Raw genomic sequence first — 18,296 nt, forward strand, 5'->3', positions numbered from 1 at the left:
GAACCGGCATGCAGATCAGAGACACGGACGGACCGGGCGGCAGAGGCCTGCCGCGGCGGACCCTGCTGCTCACCGGACTCGCAGGGGCGGTGGCGGCCGGCATCTCCCTGCCGACGGCCGCTCAAGCCTCGGCCGCGGCCGGTACCACCAGTGCGAACGGATGGCCCGTCACCACCGGCGGCATCAGCACCCTGCCTGTGCCGGGCACCCCGGCGTCCGTCGCCCTGCGCGAGGGCGAGGTCTCGGTGGTCCTCCTGCACGTCATACGCCGCTTCCACTACGAGGTCGAGGAGGTGGCCCGGCACGAACTGGCCGGGCACCGGGCCGCCGCCGGGCTGACGGGGCACCGCACCAACTACGCCTCCGGGACCGCCGTCGCCGTCCGCCCGGACGCCTACCCGCTCGGCGCGGAGGGCGTCCTGTTCCCGCACCAGGAGCGCGCGGTGCGGGACATCGTCCGGGAGTGCGAGGGCGTGGTGGCCTGGGGTGGCCGGTTGCGTCGGCCGCACGTGGCGCACTTCCAGATCGACGTCCGCCCCGATGATCCCCGGCTGCGGCGCCTTGCCGCCCGGATCGGGGGCTGGACTCAACTCCCCGGCGAGGGCGCGGGGGTGTTCCCGCTGGCCGCCTGACCCGAGTCCCACCTGGTCGCCGCGCCCCCGGGTCCGGCGACCAGGTGCACTCCGCTCTCCGGCCAGCGCTGCGGGATGCCGCGCCGGCCGTCCAGGAGGGCCCGACCGAGCGGCGTCGTGCTGTGGTGGACACCCTGTCCTCGGCGTTGGGTGACGATCAGGCCCGCCTCGCGCAGGGCCGCCGCGTGCTGCGAGACCGTCGCCGGGGACACGATGAGCCGCCGGGCCAGCTCACCGGTCGAGCCACCGCCCGACGCGGCCGCGCTGAGCAGTTCAGCCCGCGTGCGGCCCAGCAGGGTGCGCAGTGCCTCGCGCCCGTCGCGTGCCGTCCCCGCCTCCTCCTGGGCCCAGCCGAGGTCGTGGGCTACCGGATAGATGATCACCGGGGGACGGTCCGGGTCGCGCAGGGTGATCGGAGCGCGCTGGCAGAAGAACGACGGCACCAGGAGCAGTCCGCGGCCCTCCAGGTGGATGTCGCGGTCGTAGGCGCTGGCCATGGAGAGCACGCCCGATTCCCAGCGCAGACCCGGGTGCACGGTGGCCAGCATGGCTTCGGTGCCGCCGTCGAGGACGGCCCGCGCCCGCAGCGCGCGGTCCGCCTCGAACGTCGTGCGCACCCGCGCCCAGTGCGGGCGCAGGGCGTGGTCGAAGTAGCCGCGCAGGGCCGCGCCGAGGCGGCCCAGCGTGCCGGTGTCCCCCTCGGCGAGGGGCCGGGTCCAGGTCCCCAGGCGCCGTGCCGCGGCCAGTCCGGCCACGTCCCGCCGCAGCAGTCTGCGCGGGGTGGACAGAACGGCGTCGATCCCCGACTCCAGGTCGTTCCGGCCGAGCGCGGGGGTGAGGAAGTCGGCCGAGTAGCCGCGGGGCGGGGCCAGATCGAGCAGCATGCGGACGCCGGCGGGCAGCCGGGTGCGGACGTGCCGCCGCCACGGCCCGAAGACGACCGCCCCGTCGCACGCGGCGAGCAGATGCAGGCTGAGCAGCACCTCCCACATGGGATGCGGGCCGTTCGCGACTCTTATCCGGGCCAGGTCGGCGTCCGTGAAATGAAAGTTCAGCATGGTTGTTCCCCCGTGGTGCTTCATGCGCTGTGGTCAGCAGCTGTTGCCGTCCCGGATCGGCCGGTCCCCGGCGCGGGCGCCGGGGACCGGCCGTCCGTCAGTCTCCGTCCGGGACGCGCTGGGTACGCGGCGCGCGGACCCCGTCGAGGTCCGTCGCCTCCGCCGGCGCGCCGGACGAGCCCGCGGTGGCGTGCTTGAACGCGGACGCGCCGCCGACCAGCGGTACGCGCGCGGACGTACGGGACAGGTCGACGGTGAGCGTCGGCTTGTCGGCCGGCGGGTCGATGAGGTCCCTGTCGGTGCCCGCGACGATCAGGGCGAGGCGGTGTCCTGCCGGGACGACGTGGTCGCCGGCCGCCAGGTCGAGGGTGATGGTGTACGCCTTGCCCGGGGTGAGCGGAGCGCCCTTGAGGTCGGAGGCGTGGTTGCCGAGGTCGGCCCAACCGCGGCTGAACACCGTGTAGTCGACGGCGGTCTTCTTCGCCGCGGTGTTCAGGAAGCAGGAGCTGTCGCCCGTGGTGCTCGCGCCCCAGCAACTGCGGTCGGTGAGCGTGCTGATGCCCTCGCCGCCGGCGGCGTAGTCGCGGATCGTGTCGGGGCCGAGGTCGACCAGGACGGCGGAGAGGTGGGCCGTCGCGGTGGTCGGGGTCGCGGTGACGGTGACCTTGGAGGAGCCGGACAGGCGCAGGTCGCGGCTGAGGGGCTTCGTCACGAAGCCCGCCTTGCCGGGTGTCGACGTGTCGATCTGCGCGGCCCAGTCGGTCTCGCTCAACTTCGGGTCGTCGGTGAAGGTCTCGGTGCCGTCGCCCTTGGTGAGGCCGAGGGTGCCGACGCCCGCCTGGCTGCCCTGGTCGGGGCGCAGGGTCGTGGTGGCCGTGGAGCGCGGGGGCCAGACCGAGGAGGTGACCCACTGGTCGGGGTGGCGCTCGACGTCGGCCGTCGGCTCGCGGTCGATTCCGTTGTCGTAGCCGAGGAGTTCGTGGTCGAACCAGCGGTGCAGGGTGTCGACCCAGGCGTCGCGGCGGAAGTCGAAGGGATCGACGTGGCCGGTCTGGGAGAGCCAGATCTTGCGCTCGACACCGTTCTTGGCGAGGGCGTCCCACCACTGGCCGAAGTTCTTGGTGCGGACGTTGAGGTCCTGGAGGCCGTGGGTCAGGAAGACGCTGGCCTTGACCTTGCGCGCGTCCTTGACGTAGTCACGCTCGGTCCAGAACTTCGTCCAGTCGCCGGTGCGCGGGGCTCCGTCGACGATCTTCTGCTGGACGGCGGCGCACTTGGCGCGGGCGTCGGGGCTGTCGACGTAGTCGGAGAGCCAGTCGGGGCCCGAGTCGTAGAGGGGGGCGCCCTTGGCGAAGTAGTAGTCGTACCAGGAGGAGATGGCGCTGATCGGGACGATCGTCTTCAGGCCCTCGACTCCGGTGGCGGCGACGCCGTTGGCTATGGTGCCGTCCCAGCTCTTGCCGATCATGCCGGTCTTGCCGTTGGTCCAACTCGCCTTGGCGCGTGCGGTTCCCGTGCGGGTCGTGTACGCCTTGCCGCGGCCGTTCAACCAGTCGACGACGGCCTTGGCGGACTGGATGTCGGAGCGGCCGCCGACGTCGACGCAGCCGTCGGAGCGGTTGGTGCCGGCGAGGTCGACGCCGACGAACGCGTAGCCGCGCGGCACGAAGTAGTTGTCGTAGAAGAGCGGCATCTGGACCACGTCGCCATTGGCGTCGTACGTCTTGAGCTGGCTCTCGTTGCCTCGGCCGCAGCAGGAGTAGTACGGGCTGGCGTCCATGATGACGGGTATCTTGCGGCCCTGTTGGGCGGGTTCGCGGGGCCGGACGATGTCGACGGCGACGCGGTCGTGCCGGCCGTCGCCGTCTCCGTCGAGGCCGGTGTCCACCCAGACGGCCTCGCGGACAGCGTTGTCGTAGGAGTAGACGGGTTGGCTCTCCCTGGGGGCCGCGTGGGCCGCCATCGGGGTGAGGAACGCGGCCATGAGGACGGCGATGGCCGCCGTCGCGAGCGGTCTCCAGGTCGTGAAGCGCGTGCGTGTCGGCATGCGCGGGACGGTACCTCGGTCAACTCCCGCACAGAAGAGGACTATGCGCGAACTGTGGTGCTCCTGTGGCCGAATAACGCCCATGCGTGGACTTCGCTCATGTCGGCCGAATGGCGATCGTGTGACAGGAGGGGCCGTGGACAGGGGTGGGTGCACAGGGACTGAATAGGCTCCGAACAGACTTCGTGCCCCCAACACTTGGAGCCTTTCGTGCACCGCAGAATCATCGCGCCGGGCGCACTCGCTGCGGCCTCCCTGATGCTGGCGATCCCGGCATCGGCCGCGAGCTACTCCCCCGGCGCGCCGGGCATCGGCGATCCCTACTACCCGGCCTACGGCAACGGCGGATACGACGTCTCCCACTACGACCTGAGACTTCAATACCAGCCCGCCACCGACGAGTTGGCGGGTACGGCGACGATCCTGGCGAAGACCACGCAGGATCTGTCGAGCTTCGACCTGGACTTCCTGCTGGACGTCAGCGAGGTGCGGGTGAACGGCGCCGCGGCCTCCTTCACGACCTCGGGTCAGCACGAGCTGGTGGTCACGCCGAAGACGCCGCTGGCCAAGGGCACGCCGATCACGGTGGTCGTGCGCTACAGCGGGGTGCCGTCCACGAAGAGCGCGTACGGCTTCTCGACCTGGCACCGGACGCCGGACGGGGCGATCGCGGCGGACGAGCCCGAGGCGGCCTGGTGGTGGTACCCGAGCAACGACCACCCGCTCGACAAGGCGACCTACGACGTGTCGGTGGCGGTGCCGGACGGCACGCAGGTGATCTCCAACGGGCTGCTCCAGTCGTCGAGTTCGCAGCGTGGCTGGACCCGCTACAACTGGCGTGAGAACAAGCCACAGGCGACCTATCTGACCACGCTGGCGGTCGGGAGGTTCGACATCACGACGAGCACCTCCGAGGGCGGGGTGCCGGTCGTCAACGCCTACAGCAAGGACCTCGGCGACAACGACGGGGCGGCGCGGGCGAGCGTGGAGCGGACCGGGGAGCTGGTCGACTGGCTGAGCGGCTACTTCGGGCCGTATCCCTTCAGTTCGGCCGGCGGCTACGTGCCCAACACGACCACCGGGTACGCGCTGGAGACGCAGACCCGCGTCTACTACAGCCCCCGGCAGTTCGCGAACGGCTCGAACACGTCGGTCGTGGTGCACGAGTTGGCGCACCAGTGGTACGGCGACAGCGTGTCCTTGAAGGGCTGGAAGGACATCTGGATCAACGAGGGCTTCGCCCGGTACGCGCAGTGGCTGTGGTCCGAGCACGAGGGCGAGGGGACGGCGCAGGAACTCGCCGACTACGTGTACGCCTCGCACCCGGCCGACGACGCGTTCTGGAAGGTCGAGCCGGGTGACCCCGGTGCGGACAACCAGTTCGACATCGCCGTCTACGACCGGGGCGCGCTGGCCGTGCAGGCCTTGCGCAACGCCGTCGGCGACGACGCGTTCTTCGCGATCCTGAAGGGCTGGCCGAAGGAGCACGCGTACGGCAACGCGTCCGTGGCCGACTTCCAGGCGTTCGCCGAGCGGGTGTCCGGGAAGTCGCTGGCGGCCCTCTTCGACGCGTGGCTGTTCCAGCCGGTCAAGCCGGCCGCTCCGGCGGCGCGGAGCGCGGCGATCGCGGGTGCGTCGACGGATCTCGTGCGGCCGAAGTCGTGGAAGAAGATCGCGGCGACCAACGACGTGCACGAAGGCGCCCACTGAGGAATCGCCGGGTTCGGTGGGGTGGGGGGCTGCGGGTCCGTTGTGGCTGGTCGCGCAGTTCCCCGCGCCCCTTTGGGGCGTGGTCCTTGGCGTCTCTTGGTCAGTCCCCGTGGTCGTAGACCGTGACCCGGACCCCGCGCCGGACCAGGCGCTCCGTGATCAGTGGTTCGACGCGTGACCACTTGCCGCCGGCCAGGCCGCAGCCTATGCGGGGCATGTGGACGGAGGCGCCCAGCTCCAGGGCCTTGTCGGCGAGCTTGCCGAGTGCCGTGTCGATGGCCTCGTAGCGGACCGGGACGCCTTTGCTGCCGGTCCGCGTGCCCCGTTGCCCGACCATGTTGGCCACCCACACGTACCGCTCGACCTGCACGAACTGAGCGGCGCCCAGACCGAAGTCGTTGGCCGCGCGGTCGCGGTGCCAGGCCCGGTAGGCGGCCTCCGGCTCGGGCCAGCGGCGGGAGAGGGCCAGGACGAAGCCCTTTCCCCATCCCCCGAGGTCGTTGCAGACATGGGCGATCACCTTGACGCCTTTCACCGACGGAACGGTGGCGTCACCCCGTGTGTAGATGATCTCTGACATGACGCCACGGTACGGGTCGCCACTGACAACGGCCCCTGGGCCGCTACTTCGTGAGGTCCGTCAGTTCCCGGGTCGTGTCGCGTCCGATGCGGTGGCGGATCGCGAACCAGCCCGCGACCAGCATCGCGGTGATCACCGGGATCAGGAGGAGGGTCTTGCGGCCCACTTCCGGGTCGTTCCACATCAGGGACAGGACGGCGATCAGGAAGACGATCGTGGTGATCTCCGTGGCCGGGCTGCCGGGGAGGCGGAAGGTGGGGCGGGTGAGGTGGCCCGCCTTGGCTCGGCGGACGAAGACCAGGTGGCAGATCATGATGATCACCCAGGTGCTGATGATGCCGAGCGAGGCGACGTTCAGGACGATCTCGAAGGCCTGGCTCGGCATGAGGTAGTTGAGGCCCACGCCCAGGACACAGACGGCGCAGGTGAGGAGGATGCCACCGTAGGGGACCTGGCTGCGGTTCATGCGGGCGGTGAAACGGGGGGCCGAGCCCGCCATGGCCATCGAGCGGAGGATGCGGCCGGTGGAGTACAGGCCCGAGTTGAGCGAGGACATCGCGGCCGTGAGGACCACCAGGTTCATCACGTCGCCGGCCGCCGGGATGCCGATCTTCGACAGGACGGTGACGAAGGGGCTCTCGTCGGCGGAGTAGAGCGAGCCGGGGAGGAGCAGGGCCAGGAGGACGACCGAGCCGACGTAGAAGAGGCCCACGCGCCACATGATGGAGTTCACCGCGCGCGGGACGACCTTTTCCGGCTCCGCGGTCTCGCCCGCGGCGACGCCCACGAGTTCGAGGGCGGCGTACGCGAAGATCACGCCCTGCATGACGAGGACGACCGGCATGACGCCGTGCGGGAGGACGCCGCCGTGGTCGGTGATCACGCCGATGCCGGGAGTGCCGCCGCCCACCTCGTGCTGGGTGGCGAGCAGGAAGACGCCGATCAGCATGAAGCCGACGAGGGTGGCGACCTTGATGATCGCGAACCAGAACTCCATCTCGCCGAAGATCTTCACCGAGATGAGGTTCACGGCCAGGACCACCGCGAGGGCGATCAGGGCGAGCGTCCACTGGGGGACGCTCGTGAACATGCTCCAGTAGTGCGTGTAGAGCGCGATCGCGGTGATGTCGGCGACCCCGGTCGTCGACCAGTTCAGGAAGTACATCCAGCCGGCGACGTACGCGCCCTTCTCGCCGAGGAACTCGCGCGCGTACGACACGAAGGAGCCGGAGGACGGGCGGTACAGGACCAGTTCGCCCAGGGCCCGGACCACGAAGAAGGCGAAGACGCCGCAGACCAGGTAGGCCAGCGCGAGCGCCGGGCCCGCGTTGTGCAGCCGGCCGCCGGCGCCGAGGAAGAGGCCGGTGCCGATCGCGCCGCCGATGGCGATCATGTTGACGTGGCGGGCCTTGAGGTCCTTGCTGTAGCCGGCGTCGCCCGCGTCCGCGGGGACCTGGGCCGCCCCGGTGGAGGCGGTGGCCGGTGCCGTGTCCACGGCGTCCTTGCTCACAGGTGGTTCCACTCTCTGGTGCGCCCGGGCGGATTCGCCGTCCGGGGGGCCGTACATGACTCGGCCCGTACCGCCTTGTCTCGCGGTACGGGCCAAGGGGGCGGCTTCCCACAGAGATCACCCGGTATGCGGTGGTCCATGTCACACAGGTGCGCTTCTCACAGGGCCGGAGTGTCGGCGCTGGAATGGCACGAGAGGTGTCACAGCACTGGTGAGACAGCGATACTGCTGCACATGACGACCGACACCGAGGAGCCGACGCTCACGATCGACGAACTGGCCGCGCGGGCCGGTGTCACGGTCCGTACGGTCCGCTTCTACAGCACCAAGGGGCTGCTGCCGCCGCCGGTGATCGGTCCGCGCCGGGTGGGCCACTACAGCGGGGAGCACCTGGACCGGCTGGCGCTCATCGAGGAGCTGCAGCACCAGGGCATGACGCTGGCGGCCATCGAGCGGTATCTGCAGCAGCTGCCGCCGGATCTCAGCGCCCAGGATCTCGCCATCCACCGGGCCGTGATGTCCTCCTGGGCGCCGGAGACGCTGGAGACGCTGACCCGGGCCGAGCTGCGCGAGCGGGCCGGGCGGGAGCTGAGCGACCACGACGTCGAGCGGCTCGGCGCGATGGGCGTGGTCCGGTCGCGGGAAGACGCCTACCTCGTCGACATCGGGCTGCTCCGGCTCGGGGTGCGGCTGCTCGACGTACCGCTGTCCGAGGAGGCGATCCTCGCCTCGCGCCGGGTGCTGATCGAGCACTCGCGCGCGGCGGCGCACGAACTGTCGGAGCTGTTCCGCGGAGAGGTCCGGGAGCGGGACGCGCGGGCCGTCAGGTCCCTGTCCGCCCACATGGAGCCGCTCGTGCTGCAGGCCCTGCTGACGACCTTCCAGCGGTCCCTCAAGGAGGAGCTGCACGCCTGGGTCGACGGGTCACAGGAACGCCGACCCTCCTGAGACGTTGAGCGTCTGCCCGGTCAGGAAGCCGCTGCCCTCGTCCACCACGTACAGCAGCGTCGAGACCAGGTCGGACGGCTGCTGGGTGCGCGCCACGATCTGCCCGGCCCGTACGGCCTCGAAACCGCCGTCCGCGCCGACGGTCCGCTCGGCCGTCGCGGTGCGCACCATGCTCGGCGCGATCGCGTTGACGGTGATGCCGTACGGCCCGAGCGCCACCGCCAGCGCGCGCGTGAAGCCGATCAGGCCCGCCTTCGAGGTGACGTACGGGACCATCGCGGGCGGCGCGGTGAACACGGCGGCCGAGGCGATGTTGACGACCCTCCCCCACCCGGCCGCCTTCAGATACGGCAGCGCGGCACTGGTGACCAGGAACGGCGCCTCCAGGTTGACGCGCATGACCCGTCGCCAGTCCTCCAGGGTCGTCTCCTCGAAGGGTTTGGCCGGATACAGGCCCGCGTTGTTTACCACGACGTGCAAGGTGCCGAACTGGTCGATCACCCGCTCCAGGCCGGCCCGCACCTGCTCCTCGTCGGTCGCGTCGGCGACCAGCTCCACGTAGTCGAGGACCTTCCCCGCGGTCTGCCGCTGCGGGACCAGGTCGAGTCCCGCGACCCGGTAGCCGCGCCCGGCGAGCGCGACGGCGAACTCCTGCCCGAGGCCCTGTGCCGCTCCGGTCACCAGTGCGGTACGCGTCTCCATGGGGCGAGTGTGGTGACCCGTCAGGCGCTCGGCAAGGGCGCATTTCACTCGCCGGAACGGCGCGGTTGCCGCCCGTGGCCGGCGGGCCGACGCTGCGGGCGGGCCTTGCCGCCGGCCCGCCCCCAGCGCCAGCCGTACGGGAGCCGTGTCCGATGACCGAGACCGAGCGTGCCGTGGAAGAGGCCGAGCGCGCCCGCGAACAGGGCGGCAGGCTGGGCAAGTCGGGGCCGCTTCGATGGCGACCGCGGCGGCTGGTGCGCGACGAGTTCGGCGTTCTGCTCGTGCTGGGTCTGCTGATCGCCGCGATCGGGATCCCGTACCCGGACTTCCTCGACACCGACAACCTGCTGACCACCGCCCACAATTCGGTCTACATCTCGCTGATGGCGTGCGGCATGGTCTTCGCGCTGGCCATGCGCGAGGTCGATCTGTCGGTGGGCGGGACCTACGCCATGTGCCTGGTCGTCGGGGCGCTGTTGGTGCGGGACGGGCTCGCGCCGTGGCTCGCGGTGCCGGTGATGCTGGTGTGCGGGATCGCGGCGGGCGTGTTCAACGCGCTGGTGACGACGCTCCTCGCGCTGCCGTCGTTCATCGTGACGCTGGGGACGCTGCTGCTCTTCCGGGGTGTCGGGCTCGCGCTCGCCGACGGCAGGCAGATCACCGATCTGCCGCTGGACGACTCCTTGTTCACCTTCGCGGGCGGCGATCCGGGCGGGGTGCCGTTCGCGCTGTGGGTGCTGCTCGCGGTGGTCGTCGTGCTCACCGTGGTGCTCACCCGCGCCCGGTTCGGGGCCCGGGTGCGGGCGATCGGGTCCAATCCCGACGCCGCCGCGTTCAGCGGCATCCCGGTGGTCCGCACCCGCGTCCAGGCCCTGGCGCTGTCCGGCCTCACCACGGCGTGTGCCGCCGCGCTCGCCCTCGCGTTCTACGGCGCGGGCGATCCGACGCTCGGCCAGGGCTACGAGTTGCAGGCGATCGCCGCGTGCATCATCGGCGGCACCCCGCTGGCCGGCGGGCGCGGTTCGGTGGTCGGCGCGGTGGCCGGGGCGATGATCCTCTCGGTCGTCGCCTCCGGGCTCGTGTTCTTCGAAGTCCCGATCAACTGGACGTCGTTCGCGACCGGCGGGGTCATCCTCGTCGCCGTCGCGGCCGACAGCGCGCTGCGCCGCACGGGACGGCGGCGCAGGTGAACGCAGGTGAACACCCCGCCCGGGCAAGGCACTTGGAGGCCGTGATGCATCCCCGACTCCGTACGACCGCCGCCGTGCTCGGCGCCCTGGTGCTGCTCGGCGCCGCCGGGTGCGGGGACAACGGCCCCGGATCCGGGGGCGGTGAGCTGAAGATGGGCATCGCGGTCGCCAACATCTCGCTCAACTTCGCCCACGAGATGGTGCTGGGCGCGGAGAGCGCGGCGAGTCACGCGGGGAAGGTCGATTTCAAGGCCGTCGGGCCGCCCAACACAGACGGACCGGCCGAGGTGCAGCTCTTCCAGAACCTCACCGCGCGTGCGAAGGACGGCATCGTCCTGGAGAACCTCGACCCGCCGATCTTCACCCGCCCCGCCGCGCAGGCCGTCGACAAGGGCATCCCGATCGTCGCCCTGGACACCTCTCCCACCGACGGCAGCAAGGTCACCTTCTATGTCGGCAACGACAACTACGCGCTGGGCGAGTTGATGGCCAAGGAGGCGCTGAAGCGGCTCGGCGACGACCCGAAGGGCGAGATCGTCATAGGCGTGCCCAACCCGGGGACGCCGGTGCTGGACAACCGGGCCAAGGGCATCTCCGAGACCTTCGCGAAGGAGGCGCCGGGCGTGAAGGTGCTCGGTCCCTTCCAGACGTACAGCGATCCCGGGCAGAACTACAGCTCCTGGTCGGCGCAGGTGAACGCGCATCCGGACGCGCTGGCCTTCCTCGGTGTCGGGGACGCGGACAGCTACAACCTCGCCAAGATCAAGAAGGCGGAGCACGGCAAGTGGCTGACGGCCGGTTTCGACGTCGACCCGAAGACGCTCGACGCGGTGAAGGACGGCTCCAACTTCGTGACCATCGACCCGCAGCACTTCCTCAAGGGCTATCTGTCGACGGCGATGCTGATCGAGACGGTCCGCGACAACGACGGCAGGCTGGCGGACGGTTGGTTCCTGTCCCCGGGCGGGGTGGTGGACTCCTCGAACATCGACGAGATCATCACGCGGCAGAAGTCCGCCACGGCGGCCTACGACTGGTACAAGCCGACGATCGACAAGCTCCTCGGCGACCAGAAGGCCAATCTCAAGCCCCTCGACGACGCGCGCTGAGATGACGGCCGAAGTGACGTACGACGACGCCCTGGTGGCGCGGGACTTGGTCAAGTCGTACGGCGGGGTACGGGCGTTGGACGGCGTCGACATCCGGCTGCGGGGCGGCGAGGTGCACGCGCTGGTCGGTGAGAACGGCGCCGGCAAGTCGACGCTGGTGCGGATCCTGTCGGAGACGCTGACGGCGGACGCGGGCGAGGTGCGGACGACACCGGACACCCGGATCGCCGTGGTCTCCCAGGAGTTGAGCCTGTTCCGGGACCTCACCGTGCGGGAGAACCTCTTCCCGTACGACCCTCCGCGCCGCCTCGGACTGCTGGACCGGGGAGCGATGGACCGCGCGGCCCGTCCGGTGCTGGCGGAGCTGGGACTGGACGTCGACACCGGTGTACCGCTGGGCGAACTCCCCCTCGCGGACCAACAGTTGACAGAAATCGCGCGCGCCCTGCTGCGCCGGCCGGGGCTGCTGATCCTCGACGAACCCACCTCCGCGCTCCCGGCCGCCGCCGTCGACCGGCTGGAACGGGTCCTGCGCACCCTCACCGGGCGGGGCATCGCCGTCCTGTACGTCACCCACTTCCTGGACGAGGTGATGCGCTTCGCGCAACGGGTGACGGTCCTGCGGGACGGGCGGGTGGCGCTGGCCGGGGCGCGGCGGGCCGAGGTCGACGTGCCCGAGCTGGTCACGGCGATGCTGGGCGGAAGCCCGCCCCCACCGGCCCGCCGTGCGCGTGCCGAGGTGGACCTGCCGCCGCCGGTGGTGCTGTCCGAGGTGGAGGTGCCAGGGCGGCTGTCGGACGTGACCTTCACGGTGCGGGCGGGCGAGGTGGTGGGGGTGGCCGGGCTCCAAGGGGCGGGCCATCTCGACGCGTTGGCGGTGGTGTGCGGGCGTACGGCGGTCTCGGCCGGGCGGGTCGACATCGCCGGGCACGGGCTGCCGCGCTCACTGCGGGAGGCGGTGCGGGCAGGTGTCGCGTTCGTGCCGAGCGACCGCAAGCGGTACGGGCTGATGGTGGACCGGGAGGTGTGGGAGAACACGACGACCGTGAGCTGGCTGGCGCTGGGCCGCGGCGGGGTACTGCCCTCCCGGGCCGAACTCGTGCGCAGGACCGCCGACCTGACGGAGCGTCTGCGACTGCGCGGCGGCCCCCACGACCTCGTGGCGCGGCTGTCCGGCGGCAACCAGCAGAAGGTCGTCATCGCCAAGTGGCTGGCCACCGAGCCCAAGGTCGTCGTCCTCGACGATCCGACCCGGGGCGTCGACGTCGGCGTACGGGCCGAAATACACCGCATTATCGGCGAGTTGGCGGCGGGCGGCGCGGCCGTGCTCCTCGCGTCGACCGACCTCGCGGAACTGACGGAGGTGTGCGACCGGGCGCTGGTCTTCGTGCGGGGCCGGGTTGTTGGGGAGGTGCGCGGAGAGCGGCTTACGGAGCGGGAGTTGGCGGTGGCCATGCAGAAGGGGGTGGTGGGGCCGGGGGCGGTGGGGTGACGGCAGGCCTCTCGCGCCGAAGTGGACGAGGAGTGCCGGCTCTCCAGACAACGCAGGGAACCCCTCCCTTGAGCCCCCGTCAGGCCGACAGTGATCGCGTCAACGCCCTCGCCGCGGCGCAGACCTTCGCGCCGACCCGGTCCACGTCGAGGCGGCGGGTGCCGCCGGTGACGGAGATCGCGGCGATCGGGCGGGGGCCGTGGCCGCGGGCGTAGATCGGCGCGGCGACGGCCGAGATGCCGACCTCGGCCTCCTCCAGGTTGACGCCGTAGCCGCGGGCCCGGGTCAGGGCCAGGTCGCGGGCGAGTTGGCCGGGCAGGACCATGGTGCGCGGGGTGAGCCGGGGCAGCGTGCGGTGCGGTGGGCGGGGGTCCTGGGCGAGGAACACCTTGCCGGTGGCGGTGCAGTGGGCGGGCAGTCGGCCGCCGGTGCGGGAGACGATCGGGGTGGCACGGCGGCCGGTGAGCTTCTCCAGGAAGAGGGTGTCGGGGCCGTCGGGGACGGCCAGGTGCACGTTCTCGTGGGTCATCTCGTGCAGGTCGCCGAGATACGGCAGCGCCGCGTCCCGCAACTCCCGCACGCTCGGCGCCGATTGGCCCAGCACGAACAGCCCCAGCCCGATCCGGTAGCGGCCCGCCTCGGTGCGCTCCACCAGCCCGAGCCGCACCAGTTCGCCGATCAGCCGGTACGCGGTGGGCTTGGGAAGGCCCGTGCCCAGGGCCAGTTCGGCGAGGCTGAGGGAGGTCCCGGAGTCGCCGCAGGCGCGCAGCAGCATGACCCCGCGGGCGAGCACCGACTTGGGTAGCGGACCGTCCGTCATGGTCCCGATGGTGGTGGCTCGCGCGGGCGGGTGACAAGGCGTGCGGCACTGTGAATGCGGGGGCGAGTGTGCGGAACGCGGGGGCGAGCACGGGGGCCGCCGAGGCTGGTGCGGTGTCGCCGGATCACGATCTCAGGGGTACGTCCACCAGCAGCGGACGCGTCAAGTCGGCCGCCCCGGCGACCAGTTCGCGCAGGTGGTCGGCGTCGGCCGCGCGGACCGCGTCGATGCCGAAGAAGGCGGCGGCCCGGGTGAAGTCGAGGGGGCCCAGTTCGGTGCCTGGGCAGCTGCCCCGGCCGCCCATGGCCTGGTAGGTGTCCTGGAGGGTGCGGTAGGCGCCGTTGTTCAGCACGACGAAGAGGACGGGGGTGCGTTGGCGGGCCGCGCTCCACAGGCCCTGCAGGCCGAACAGGGTGCAGCCGTCGCCGAGTACGGCGACCACCGGCCGGGCGGGCTCGGCGAGCGCGCGGCCGACGGCGGCACCGATGCCCCAGCCGAGGCCGCCGCCGACGGTGTGGGTGTAGCTGCCGGGGCGGTCGAGGCGGATCAGGCGCCGCAGCAACAGCCCTACGGTGATGGCCTCTTCGACGACCACGGCGTCCGCCGGCAGCCCGCGGGCCACGGCGTGCGCGGCGGCCCAGGGGGCGAGCGGGGCCGGGGAGTAGGCGGCGCGAGCCTCGGACTCGGCGCGGTCGCGGTCGGCGGTGTGGCGTTCGCCGGCGCGCAGGATGCGGCCCTTGGCGGTGGGCGCGGGCACGCGGTCGCGGAGCAGCTCGGCGAGGCGGTGCAGGGAGGGGGCGAGTGAGCCGACCAGCCCTGCCGCGGCGGGGAAGTTGCGGCCGATCTCGTGCGGGTCGGAGTCGAGCTGGATGACGGTGAGGCCGGGCGGTAACGCCGGTCCCGGGCTGTAGTGGTGGGGCGTGAAGGCGTGCGCGCCCGCGATCAGGACGGTGTCGTACGGCGTGAGGGCGGCGCGGATGGCGTCGTGGCGGGGCGGCAGCATTCCGGCGTACAGGGGGTGTGTGGTCGGGAAGTTGAGGCAGTCGGCCATCGGTTGGTGGTGGACGACCGCGCCGCAGGCCTCCGCCGTGCGGACGAGTGCGTCCAGGGCGTCCTCGCGGCCGACGCCGTCTCCCGCGACGATCGCGGGGCGGGCGGCTGCGCCGAGCAGGGCGGCGGCGCGCTCCAGGCCTGCGGCCGGGCCCAGTGGGGGTGCGGGGGTGCGGGCCGGGATCTCCACCTCCGTCGCCTCGTCGAACAGATCCATGGGGACGGACAGGAAGACCGGGCCGGCGGGTGGGCGTACGGCCAATGCGAAGGCGCGGCGCAGGGCGAGGGGCAGGTCGTGGGCGTGCTGGACGTCGTGGGCCGCCTTCACCGCGGGGGTGGCCAGCGCTACGAGGTCGCCGGTGAGCATGGGGTCCTGTTGGAGGTGGCGGCGGTCCTGTTGGCCGGCGGTCACTACGAGGGGGGTGTGGGAGCGGCGGGCGTTGAGGAGGCCGATGAGGCCGTTTGCCAGGCCGGCGGCTATGTGGAGGCTGGCGAAGGCGGGGCGGGCGGTGCCTCTCGCGTAGCCGTCCGCCATCGCTATGACGGCGCCCTCGTGTATGCCGAGGATGTATTCGGGGGCGCTGGGGGTGTTCGACAGGGCTGCGAGGAAAGGGAGTTCGGTGGTGCCGGGGTTGCCGAAGATTCGGTCCACGCCCTCGCCTCGGAGGATGTTCAGGGCGGCGAGGGCGGGGCGGTGGCCCATGGAGGGCTCCCCTCGTGGGGGCGGGTGTGTGGGGGCGTTCAGGGGGCAGCGTCGGGGAGTTGGGGGGTGGGGGCAAGCGGGGTGTGTCGCTCAGCGGTATGGGGCTCTTCTCGCCCCCGCCGCCCCTGCCCGTCCCATCCCCAGGGGCGCAGCCCCTTCGACCCCACCAGGGGCTCCGCCCCCTGGACCCCCGACGGCCCTGAACGGGCCTTGTCCTCAAACGCCGGACGGGCTGAATTGTGCGGACCGCCACCCAAGAGGCGCAGCCCCGTGGGGGTGGGTGGGGGTTCGGGATGTCAGAGCCTTGGCCTCGGACGACGCACGGGCTGAAAGCCAAAGACCGGACCGGCGTCCAAGAGGCGTGGCCCCCTGCGGGTGGGTGGGGGTGGGTTCGGGACAGCACAACCTCGGCCTCCGACGCCGGACGGGCTCGGCCTGCCCGGCCGGCGCCGGGATGCGGTCGGACTCGGCTTGCCCGACCGGCATCGACAAGACACCCACCCGTCCACGCCGGACCGGCCAGGTCTACGCGTCCCCGAACGTCTCCCCCTTCTCCGCCTTCGCCACCAGCAGTGCCGGCGGGTTGAAGCGTTCGCCGTAGCGCGCCGCCAGTTCGCGGGCGCGTGCTACGAACCCCGTCGGGCCGCCCTCGTAGCCGTTGATGTACTGGAGGACTCCGCCGGTCCAACCGGGGAAGCCGATGCCGAAGATGGAGCCGATGTTGGCGTCGGCCACCGAGGTCAGCACGCCTTCCTCGATGAGCTTCACCGTGTCCAGGGCCTCCGCGAAGAGCATGCGTTCCTGCATGTCCTCGAAGGGGATCTCGTGGCCGGGCTTGGTGAAGTGTTCGCGCAGGCCGGGCCAGAGGGCGGCTCGTTTGCCGTCGGTGTCGTAGTCGTAGAAGCCCGCTCCACCGCTGCGGCCGGTGCGGTCGAAGTCGTCGACCATGCGGTCGATGACGGCCTCGGCGGGGTGTGCGGGCCAGGTGCCGCCCGCCTCTTCGACGGCCTGCTTGGACTCCTTGCGGATCTTGCGCGGGAGGGTGAGGGTCAGTTCGTCCACGAGGGAGAGGACCTTGGCCGGGTAGCCCGCCTGGGCCGCCGCCTGTTCGATCGACGCCGGCTCGATGCCCTCGCCGACCATCGCGACGCCCTCGTTGATGAAGTGGCCGATGACCCGGGAGGTGAAGAAGCCTCGGGAGTCGTTCACCACGATCGGGGTCTTGTTGATCTGGCGGACCAGGTCGAAGGCTCGGGCCAATGCCTCGTCGCCCGTCCGTTCGCCCTTGATGATCTCCACCAACGGCATCTTGTCGACCGGCGAGAAGAAGTGCAGTCCGATGAAGTCGGCCTGGCGGTCCACGCCTTCGGCCAGTGCGGTGATCGGGAGCGTCGAGGTGTTGGAGCACAACAACGCGTCCGGCTCTACTACGTGTTCGATCTCCTGGAAGACCTTGTGCTTGAGGGTCGTGTCCTCGAACACCGCCTCGATCACCGCGTCGCAGCCCGCCAGGTCCGCCGGGTCGGCGGTGGGGGTGATGCGGGCGAGGAGGGTGTCCGCCTTCTCCTGGGTCGTACGGCCTCGGGAGACCGCCTTGGCGCACAGTTTCTCGGAGTAGGCCTTGCCCTTGGCCGCGGCTTCGGCCGAGACGTCCTTGAGGACTACCTCGATGCCCGCGCGGGCGCACGAGTAGGCGATGCCCGCGCCCATCATGCCGGCGCCGAGGACGGCGACCTTGCGGACCTTGCGGGGCTCGATGCCCTTGGGTCGGTTGGCGCCGGAGTTGACGGCCTGGAGGTCGAAGAAGAACGCCTGGATCATGTTCTTCGAGGTCTGGCCGGCGGCCAGTTCGACGAAGTAGCGCGCCTCGATGACCTGCGCGGTCTCGAAGTCGACCTGGGAGCCCTCGACGGCGGCCGCGAGGATGGCGCGCGGAGCCGGGTAGGGCGCGCCGTTCGTCTGCTTGCGCAGATTGGCCGGGAAGGCGGGGAGGTTGGCCGCGAACTTGGGGTTGGCGGGGGTGCCGCCCGGGATGCGGTAGCCCGGCCTGTCCCACGGCTGCTGCGACTCGGGGTGGGCCTCGATGAAGTCACGGGCCTTGGCGAGGAGTTCGTCGGGGGTGGCGGCCACGTCGTCGATCAGGCCGTTCTGCAGAGCGCGTTGCGGGTTGTACTGGGTGCCCTGCAGGAGGACCTTGAGCAGCGCGTCGGTGATGCCGAGCAGGCGGACGGTGCGGGCGACGCCGCCGCCTCCCGGGAGCAGGCCGAGCGTGACCTCGGGGCAGCCGATCTTGGTGCCGGGCGCGTCCAGGGCGACCCGGTGGTGGCAGGCGAGCGCGATCTCGTAACCGCCGCCCAGGGCCGCGCCGTTGATCGCGGCGACGACCGGCTTGCCCAGCGTCTCGATGCGGCGCAGGTTGCGCTTGATGGCCAGGCCGCCGTCGAAGAGCTCCTGCGCGGTCTCCGGGGTGACCCGGATGAGGTCGCGCAGGTCGCCGCCGGCGAAGAAGGTCTTCTTGGCCGAGGTGAAGATGATGCCGCGGATGGAGTCCTTCTCGGCCTCCAGGCGCTCGGTGACCACGGCGAGGGAGTCGCGGAAGGCCGCGTTCATGGTGTTCGCGGACTGGTTCGGGTCGTCGAGGACGAGCGTGACGACGCCGCTGCGGTCCTGTTCCCAGCGGATGGTGGTGCTCTGTGTCATGGCAGGGTCTCCGTAGAAGCCGTTGAAGTCTCTTGGTCCGCCGAT

General features: G+C 71.4%; 14 protein-coding genes. 6 read left to right on the forward strand and 8 right to left on the reverse strand.

Translation table 11 applies throughout. The annotated features are described in order from the left end of the window. Window positions 1–8: 8 nt before the first annotated feature. Window positions 9–632: a hypothetical protein gene (locus M2283_RS01120; protein ID WP_280873993.1), complete on the forward strand. Its 624-nt coding sequence runs from the start codon at window positions 9–11 to the stop codon at window positions 630–632. On the opposite strand, the gene M2283_RS01125 is transcribed toward M2283_RS01120, so the two are convergent. Together M2283_RS01125 and M2283_RS01130 are read right to left on the reverse strand one after the other, a co-directional pair. Beyond that, window positions 587–1,690 (reverse strand): ArsR family transcriptional regulator, encoded by a 1,104-nt coding sequence (locus tag M2283_RS01125; RefSeq protein WP_280873994.1) that lies wholly within the window; start codon window positions 1,688–1,690, stop codon window positions 587–589. The genes M2283_RS01120 and M2283_RS01125 overlap by 46 nt on opposite strands. Before the next feature lie 97 nt (window positions 1,691–1,787). Next, the gene (locus M2283_RS01130) at window positions 1,788–3,737 is read right to left on the reverse strand and encodes a Xaa-Pro dipeptidyl-peptidase (protein ID WP_280873995.1); all 1,950 of its coding nucleotides are present in this window, start codon (window positions 3,735–3,737) and stop codon (window positions 1,788–1,790) included. Between the two features lie 210 nt (window positions 3,738–3,947). Here M2283_RS01130 and M2283_RS01135 point away from each other — a divergent pair, with 210 nt between their 5' ends. Beyond that, entirely contained in the window at window positions 3,948–5,447 is a 1,500-nt protein-coding gene (locus M2283_RS01135; RefSeq protein WP_280873996.1) for a M1 family metallopeptidase, read from the forward strand. A 100-nt stretch (window positions 5,448–5,547) separates the two neighbouring features. Here the strand turns inward: M2283_RS01135 and M2283_RS01140 are convergent, their stop codons facing one another. Then, complete coding sequence (locus M2283_RS01140; protein ID WP_280873997.1) at window positions 5,548–6,027, reverse strand: macro domain-containing protein; 480 nt, start codon at window positions 6,025–6,027, stop codon at window positions 5,548–5,550. A gap of 43 nt (window positions 6,028–6,070) precedes the next feature. Then, complete coding sequence (locus M2283_RS01145) at window positions 6,071–7,537, reverse strand: amino acid permease (protein WP_280873998.1); 1,467 nt, start codon at window positions 7,535–7,537, stop codon at window positions 6,071–6,073. 234 nt (window positions 7,538–7,771) lie between these two features. On the opposite strand from M2283_RS01145, the gene M2283_RS01150 reads away from it, so the two are divergent. Beyond that, window positions 7,772–8,485 carry a MerR family transcriptional regulator gene (locus tag M2283_RS01150; RefSeq protein WP_280873999.1) on the forward strand — a complete coding sequence of 238 codons (714 nt, stop codon included), beginning with the start codon at window positions 7,772–7,774 and terminating at the stop codon, window positions 8,483–8,485. Here M2283_RS01150 and M2283_RS01155 read toward each other — a convergent pair. Continuing rightward, window positions 8,462–9,187, reverse strand: coding sequence for an SDR family NAD(P)-dependent oxidoreductase (locus M2283_RS01155; protein WP_280874000.1), 726 nt, complete (start codon window positions 9,185–9,187; stop codon window positions 8,462–8,464). The genes M2283_RS01150 and M2283_RS01155 overlap by 24 nt on opposite strands. 152 nt (window positions 9,188–9,339) lie before the next feature. On the opposite strand from M2283_RS01155, the gene M2283_RS01160 reads away from it, so the two are divergent. From M2283_RS01160 to M2283_RS01170, 3 genes are read left to right on the forward strand one after another with little or no spacing between them, the layout of a single operon-like run. Further along, window positions 9,340–10,377, forward strand: coding sequence for an ABC transporter permease (locus M2283_RS01160; RefSeq protein WP_280874001.1), 1,038 nt, complete (start codon window positions 9,340–9,342; stop codon window positions 10,375–10,377). Between the two features lie 44 nt (window positions 10,378–10,421). Further along, on the forward strand, window positions 10,422–11,486 hold the full coding sequence (locus M2283_RS01165) for a sugar ABC transporter substrate-binding protein (RefSeq protein WP_280874002.1): 1,065 nt from the start codon (window positions 10,422–10,424) through the stop codon (window positions 11,484–11,486). Window position 11,487: 1 nt separating this feature from the next. Further along, window positions 11,488–12,978 (forward strand): sugar ABC transporter ATP-binding protein, encoded by a 1,491-nt coding sequence (locus M2283_RS01170; protein WP_280874003.1) that lies wholly within the window; start codon window positions 11,488–11,490, stop codon window positions 12,976–12,978. A 79-nt stretch (window positions 12,979–13,057) separates the two neighbouring features. Here the strand turns inward: M2283_RS01170 and M2283_RS01175 are convergent, their stop codons facing one another. The 3 genes from M2283_RS01175 to M2283_RS01185 all read right to left on the reverse strand — a co-directional run bounded on the left by M2283_RS01175 (window position 13,058) and on the right by M2283_RS01185 (window position 18,251). Then, entirely contained in the window at window positions 13,058–13,798 is a 741-nt protein-coding gene (locus M2283_RS01175; protein ID WP_280874004.1) for an IclR family transcriptional regulator, read from the reverse strand. Window positions 13,799–13,922: 124 nt separating this feature from the next. Further along, window positions 13,923–15,551, reverse strand: a complete 1,629-nt coding sequence (locus M2283_RS01180; RefSeq protein ID WP_280874005.1) for a thiamine pyrophosphate-binding protein — start codon at window positions 15,549–15,551, stop codon at window positions 13,923–13,925. Window positions 15,552–16,076: 525 nt separating this feature from the next. Then, window positions 16,077–18,251 carry a 3-hydroxyacyl-CoA dehydrogenase NAD-binding domain-containing protein gene (locus tag M2283_RS01185; RefSeq protein ID WP_280874006.1) on the reverse strand — a complete coding sequence of 725 codons (2,175 nt, stop codon included), beginning with the start codon at window positions 18,249–18,251 and terminating at the stop codon, window positions 16,077–16,079. Between the last annotated feature and the right edge of the window lie 45 nt (window positions 18,252–18,296).

The organism is Streptomyces pseudovenezuelae (genome assembly GCF_029892565.1).
Taxonomy (GTDB): Bacteria; Actinomycetota; Actinomycetes; order Streptomycetales; family Streptomycetaceae; genus Streptomyces; species Streptomyces pseudovenezuelae_A.

Bases quoted from the DNA above. Each gene is read 5' to 3' on its own strand.
- M2283_RS01185 (WP_280874006.1), bottom strand. From the start codon at position 18,251: ATGACACAGAGCACCACCATCCGCTGGGAACAGGACCGCAGCGGCGTC.
- M2283_RS01180 (WP_280874005.1), bottom strand. From the start codon at position 15,551: ATGGGCCACCGCCCCGCCCTCGCCGCCCTGAACATCCTCCGAGGCGAG.
- M2283_RS01165 (WP_280874002.1), top strand. From the start codon at position 10,422: ATGCATCCCCGACTCCGTACGACCGCCGCCGTGCTCGGCGCCCTGGTG.
- M2283_RS01120 (WP_280873993.1), top strand. From the start codon at position 9: ATGCAGATCAGAGACACGGACGGACCGGGCGGCAGAGGCCTGCCGCGG.
- M2283_RS01175 (WP_280874004.1), bottom strand. From the start codon at position 13,798: ATGACGGACGGTCCGCTACCCAAGTCGGTGCTCGCCCGCGGGGTCATG.
- M2283_RS01140 (WP_280873997.1), bottom strand. From the start codon at position 6,027: ATGTCAGAGATCATCTACACACGGGGTGACGCCACCGTTCCGTCGGTG.
- M2283_RS01130 (WP_280873995.1), bottom strand. From the start codon at position 3,737: ATGCCGACACGCACGCGCTTCACGACCTGGAGACCGCTCGCGACGGCG.
- M2283_RS01150 (WP_280873999.1), top strand. From the start codon at position 7,772: ATGACGACCGACACCGAGGAGCCGACGCTCACGATCGACGAACTGGCC.
- M2283_RS01170 (WP_280874003.1), top strand. From the start codon at position 11,488: ATGACGGCCGAAGTGACGTACGACGACGCCCTGGTGGCGCGGGACTTG.
- M2283_RS01155 (WP_280874000.1), bottom strand. From the start codon at position 9,187: ATGGAGACGCGTACCGCACTGGTGACCGGAGCGGCACAGGGCCTCGGG.
- M2283_RS01160 (WP_280874001.1), top strand. From the start codon at position 9,340: ATGACCGAGACCGAGCGTGCCGTGGAAGAGGCCGAGCGCGCCCGCGAA.
- M2283_RS01125 (WP_280873994.1), bottom strand. From the start codon at position 1,690: ATGCTGAACTTTCATTTCACGGACGCCGACCTGGCCCGGATAAGAGTC.